This is a genomic window from Streptomyces sp. BR123, from assembly GCF_013401435.1.
Lineage (GTDB): Bacteria > Actinomycetota > Actinomycetes > Streptomycetales > Streptomycetaceae > Streptomyces.
Map to the genome: position 1 here is coordinate 1 of NZ_JACBGN010000440.1, position 4,176 is coordinate 4,176.

A 4,176-nucleotide genomic window follows, 5' to 3' on the forward strand; every position below is an offset into this window, starting at 1 on the left:
GAGGGGGGCGCGGGCGCGGCGACGGGCACGGGCGAGGCGGGGGACTCGGGAGCCGCCGGGAACGCGGCCCCGCGGGCGGCGGCCGCCGGGGACGGCCGGGCGCCGGGCCTCGGCTCCGGACGGGGGGCGGGGGGAGCGGCGGGGGCGCACCGCTCCGTCGCCTCGGGCCACGAGGAGGTGATCCCGGAGTCGGTGCCACTCCCGGGGACGGTGGGCCACGCCGTGGCCGGGGCCGACGGCGCGGCATCGGCGGCGGCCGGGGAGCGGGTCGACAGGATGCCCACGCCCTGCGCGGGGTACCGCTCGGCGGCTGCGGCGGCTGCGGCCGGGGTGCGGGCGAAGGAGACGCCCGGCCCGCGGTTCGGCCGCCCGTCGGGGCGGTCGTCGGGGCGGTCGTCGGGGCGGTCGTCGGCGCGGCGCTCCGAGAGGACGTCCGGGCGGCTGCCGGGGCTGCCGTCCGGGCCGCTGCCCGCGCCCCGTGCACCGGCCCCGGCCCCGCGGGCCGTCGGCTCCGGCTCGGGGTGCGGGCCGCGGCCCGGGGCGGCGCCCGCGGGCCGGGTGGGCGCGTGCCCCGTGTCGGGCTCCGGCTCGGGCCGCCCGGCGGGGTCGCTGCCGCCGCCCCAGGACACCCGGTGGTCGTGCGGCCCGCCGAAGCCCGACTGGCGCAGCGGATCGGCCTGCCATGCGTCGGCGGGGGCCGACAGCGACGACGGCAGCGACGACGACGGCGACGCCGGCAACGGCTCGGGCTCGGGGTCTGGGTCGTGTTCCAGTTCGGGTTCGGGCAGTGCCTCGGTCACGGAGGTCTCGTCCGGGAGCGTCGGGCCGGGCGGGTCGGCGGGGACGGGCGGCCGGTCGGCCGGGGTGGCGGGCCGGCTCGTGCCCGGCACCCAGGACCGGCCGTTCCAGTACCGGACGTAGCCGGGGATGGACGGATCGGGGTAGTAGCCCTCGCGGGCCGCGTGGTCGCCGTCACCAGGGGAGGCCGTCATGTCCCCAACTCCGATCGTGGGCTTGAGGCTTGTGCAAGGGGAGGACCATAGCCAAGAACCGCCCCCCGGGAGGTCCGGTAACGGGAGAATCCAAGCCTTCGGGCGAACATCCCTCCGTAGGGTTGTTTTCGGCCACCAAAAGATTCAGGCCATAGTGCGGTCCGGTGCGCGAAGTCGCGTCATACCCGGGCGCACCGGCGCTCTCTGCGGGTGTGGGGCGACAACCCGGCCCCGCACACCGAACCGAAGCGAGGCCGCCATGCAGCAGCACCCCGTCGTCGAACGCGAGCTGGAAGTCAGGCTCGTCCTGTCCCCCGAGCGCAGCGTCCCGGTCCCCGCGCGGCTGGTCTACCTCGCGGACGACCCGTACGCCGTCCACATCACCTTCCACACCGGTTCCAGCACCCCGGTCAACTGGACCTTCGCCCGCGAGTTGCTGGTGGAGGGGGTGTTCCGCCCCTGCGGGCAGGGGGACGTCCGGATCTGGCCCGCCAAGCCGGAGGGCCTGCCGGTGATCTGCCTGGCACTCACCTCGCCCGACGGCGACGCCCTGCTCCAGGCCCCGGCCGCCTCGCTGTCGGCGTGGCTGGAGCGCACGCTGCGGGTGGTCCCGCCGGGCACCGAGGCCGAGCTGCTGGGCCTGGACGCCGCGCTGGCCGAGCTGCTCGCCCCGACCCCGGCCGACGACCTGTGGATGCGCGATGCGTGGCCGTCGGACGAGGCTGCGGACGGTGACCTGTGATGCGGGACGACCGGGGCCGCGGACCGCACCGCCGCGGGCCGGGGCGGGGGAAGCGGTCAGAAGAGCTTGCCGGGGTTGAGCAGGCCCAGCGGGTCGAAGGCGTGCTTGACCGCCCGCTGCACCTCCAGCCCCACCGGCCCGAGTTCGCGGGCGAGCCATTCCTTCTTCAGGACGCCGACCCCGTGCTCCCCGGTGATGGTCCCGCCCAGGCTCAGCCCGAGGGCCATGATCTCGTCGAAGGAGGTGCGCGCCCGCCGCGTCTCGTCCTCGTCCGCGGGGTCGAAGCAGACCACGGGGTGGGTGTTGCCGTCGCCGGCGTGGGCGCAGACCCCGACGACGAGGTCGTGGGCCCGGGCGATGCGGGCGGTCCCGTCGATCATCTCGGCCAGGCGCGAGCGCGGTACGCAGACGTCGTCGATCATGGTGGCGGGGCGCAGGGTGTCCAGAGCGGTCAGCGCCATCCGGCGGGCCTTGAGCAGCAGTTCCGACTCCGCCTCATCGTCGGCGGGTACGACGGCCGTGGCGCCGGCGGCCGTGCACAGGGCGGCGACGGCCGCGAGGTCGTCGGGCGCGTGCGGGGTGTCGAACGCGGCGAGCAGCAGGGCCTCGGTGGTCTCGGGCAGGCCCTCCCCCAAGCTCTCGGCTCCGCTCGAGCAGGGGGGACCCCCACGCCCCAGCGCGTTGACGGCCCGCACGGTGGTGCGGTCCATCAGCTCCAGCAGCGAGGGCGTCAGCCCGGCCTCCATGACGGCGCAGACGGCGGCGCAGGCGGCCGCGGCGGAGGGGAACTCCGCCGCCAGCGCGAGCTGCCGGGGCGGGGCCGGGCGCAGGGCGAGGACGGCTTGGACGACGACGCCGAGGCTGCCCTCGGAGCCGACGAAGAGCCGGGTGAGGTCGTATCCGGCGACGCCCTTGGCGGTGCGCCGGCCGGTGCGCAGGAGCCGGCCGTCGGCGAGGACCACGTCGAGGCCGATCACGTACTCGGCGGTGACCCCGTACTTGAGGCAGCACAGGCCGCCGGAGCCGGTGCCGATGTTGCCGCCGATGGTGCACTGCTCCCAGCTGGAGGGGTCGGGCGGGTAGTAAAGGCCCTGTTCGGCGACGGCCCGCGAGAGCACGGCGTTGACGACGCCCGGTTCGACGACGGCGGTCCGGTCGACGGTGTTGATCTCCAGGATGCGGTCCATCCTGACGAGGGAGAGCAGGATGCAGCCGTCGGTGGCGTTGGCCGCGCCGGACAGTCCGGTGCGGGCGCCCTGCGGGACGACGGGGACCCGTAGGGCGTGCGCGGTGCGCAGCACGTGCCGGACCTGCTCCACGGTGCGGGGCAGGACCACGGCCGCCGGGGTGCCGGCGGGGCAGAAGTTCGCCATGTCGGTGGCGTAGGAGGCGGTCACCTGGGGGTCGGTGAGGAGGGCCTCGGCGGGGAGCCCTTCGAGGAGGCGCGTGCGCAGCCGTGCGGTGAGCTCGTCGTCCTTGAGTTCCATGGGCCCAGCGTGGCACCGGCGGCCATCGGTGTGAACACGGCCGCGGCGGGCTTCGGACACTGCTGCGGTCCGTTCATATTGACGCACAGTGATCGCATGGACCGTATCGACAAGGAAGCGCGGGACGCTGCGCCGCCCGTGACGTTCACCGGTCGCAAGACGCTCGTGGCGGCCGCGGTCGCGGTGGTCCTGATCGCCGGGGCGCTGGTGGTCCGGCCGGCCCGCCCGGGTGACGACGCCCGGCCCCCGGCGCCGATGGAGCGGGCCGCGTCGGCGGTCGGCATGGGGGCGCCGGCGTCGGTGGCGGACCTGTCGGCGCTGATCGCGGACCGGGAGGAGTGGGTGGCGGCCCATCCGCGGGACGAGGCGGCGTGGGCGGTGCTGGGGTCGGCGTACCTGGAGCAGGCCCGGCGCCGCGCCGACCCGGCCTGGTACCCGAGGGCGGAGAAGGCGCTGAAGCGGTCGCTGGAGCTCCGCCCGGCGGAGAAGGGCAACCTCGACGCGATGACGGGGATGGGGGCGCTCGCGAACGCCCGCGGCGACTACGGGACCGGGCGGAAGTGGGGCGAGCTCGTGAGGGCGCAGGCGCCGCGGCAGTGGGCGGCGTACCCGGTGCTGGTGGACGCGTACTCGGGGCTGGGGGACTATCCGGCGGCCGAGAAGGCGGTGGAGCGGCTGGCCCGGATCCGGCCCGGGCTGACGGCGTACCTGAAGACCTCGCAGGTGTACCGGGACCGCGGCTGGCGCGAGGACGCCGCGGTGGCGCTGGAGCACGCGGCGGGCGCGGCGAAGTCCCCGGCGGAGAAGGCGTACGTGCTGTACCGGCGCGGGGAGCTGCTGTGGGAGCGGGGCGAGCCGGCGGAGGCGCTGCGCCAGTACGAGGGGGCGCTGCGGGCGGACCCGGCGCAGGCGGAGGCCCTGGGCGGCCGGGCGCGGGCGCTGGCGGGGCTGGGGC

General features: G+C 76.4%; 4 protein-coding genes. 2 read left to right on the forward strand and 2 right to left on the reverse strand.

What is annotated here, in order from left to right; genetic code table 11:
* Positions 1 to 992 (reverse strand): DUF2510 domain-containing protein (locus tag HYE82_RS34540; RefSeq protein WP_179178175.1); only part of this gene is annotated, 992 nt, incomplete at its 3' end.
* 259 nt (positions 993 to 1,251) lie between these two features.
* On the opposite strand from HYE82_RS34540, the gene HYE82_RS34545 reads away from it, so the two are divergent.
* Positions 1,252 to 1,734, forward strand: coding sequence for an SsgA family sporulation/cell division regulator (locus tag HYE82_RS34545; protein ID WP_179178176.1), 483 nt, complete (start codon positions 1,252 to 1,254; stop codon positions 1,732 to 1,734).
* A gap of 56 nt (positions 1,735 to 1,790) precedes the next feature.
* On the opposite strand, the gene HYE82_RS34550 is transcribed toward HYE82_RS34545, so the two are convergent.
* Positions 1,791 to 3,221, reverse strand: coding sequence for an FAD-binding oxidoreductase (locus tag HYE82_RS34550; RefSeq protein WP_179178177.1), 1,431 nt, complete (start codon positions 3,219 to 3,221; stop codon positions 1,791 to 1,793).
* A gap of 96 nt (positions 3,222 to 3,317) precedes the next feature.
* Between HYE82_RS34550 and HYE82_RS34555 the strand changes: the two genes are divergently transcribed.
* Positions 3,318 to 4,176: tetratricopeptide repeat protein (locus HYE82_RS34555; protein ID WP_179178178.1), on the forward strand; the 859-nt coding region annotated here is incomplete at its 3' end.

Coding starts and splice junctions, on each gene's coding strand:
- HYE82_RS34545 (WP_179178176.1), top strand. CDS start 1,252: ATGCAGCAGCACCCCGTCGTCGAACGCGAGCTGGAAGTCAGGCTCGTC.
- HYE82_RS34550 (WP_179178177.1), bottom strand. CDS start 3,221: ATGGAACTCAAGGACGACGAGCTCACCGCACGGCTGCGCACGCGCCTC.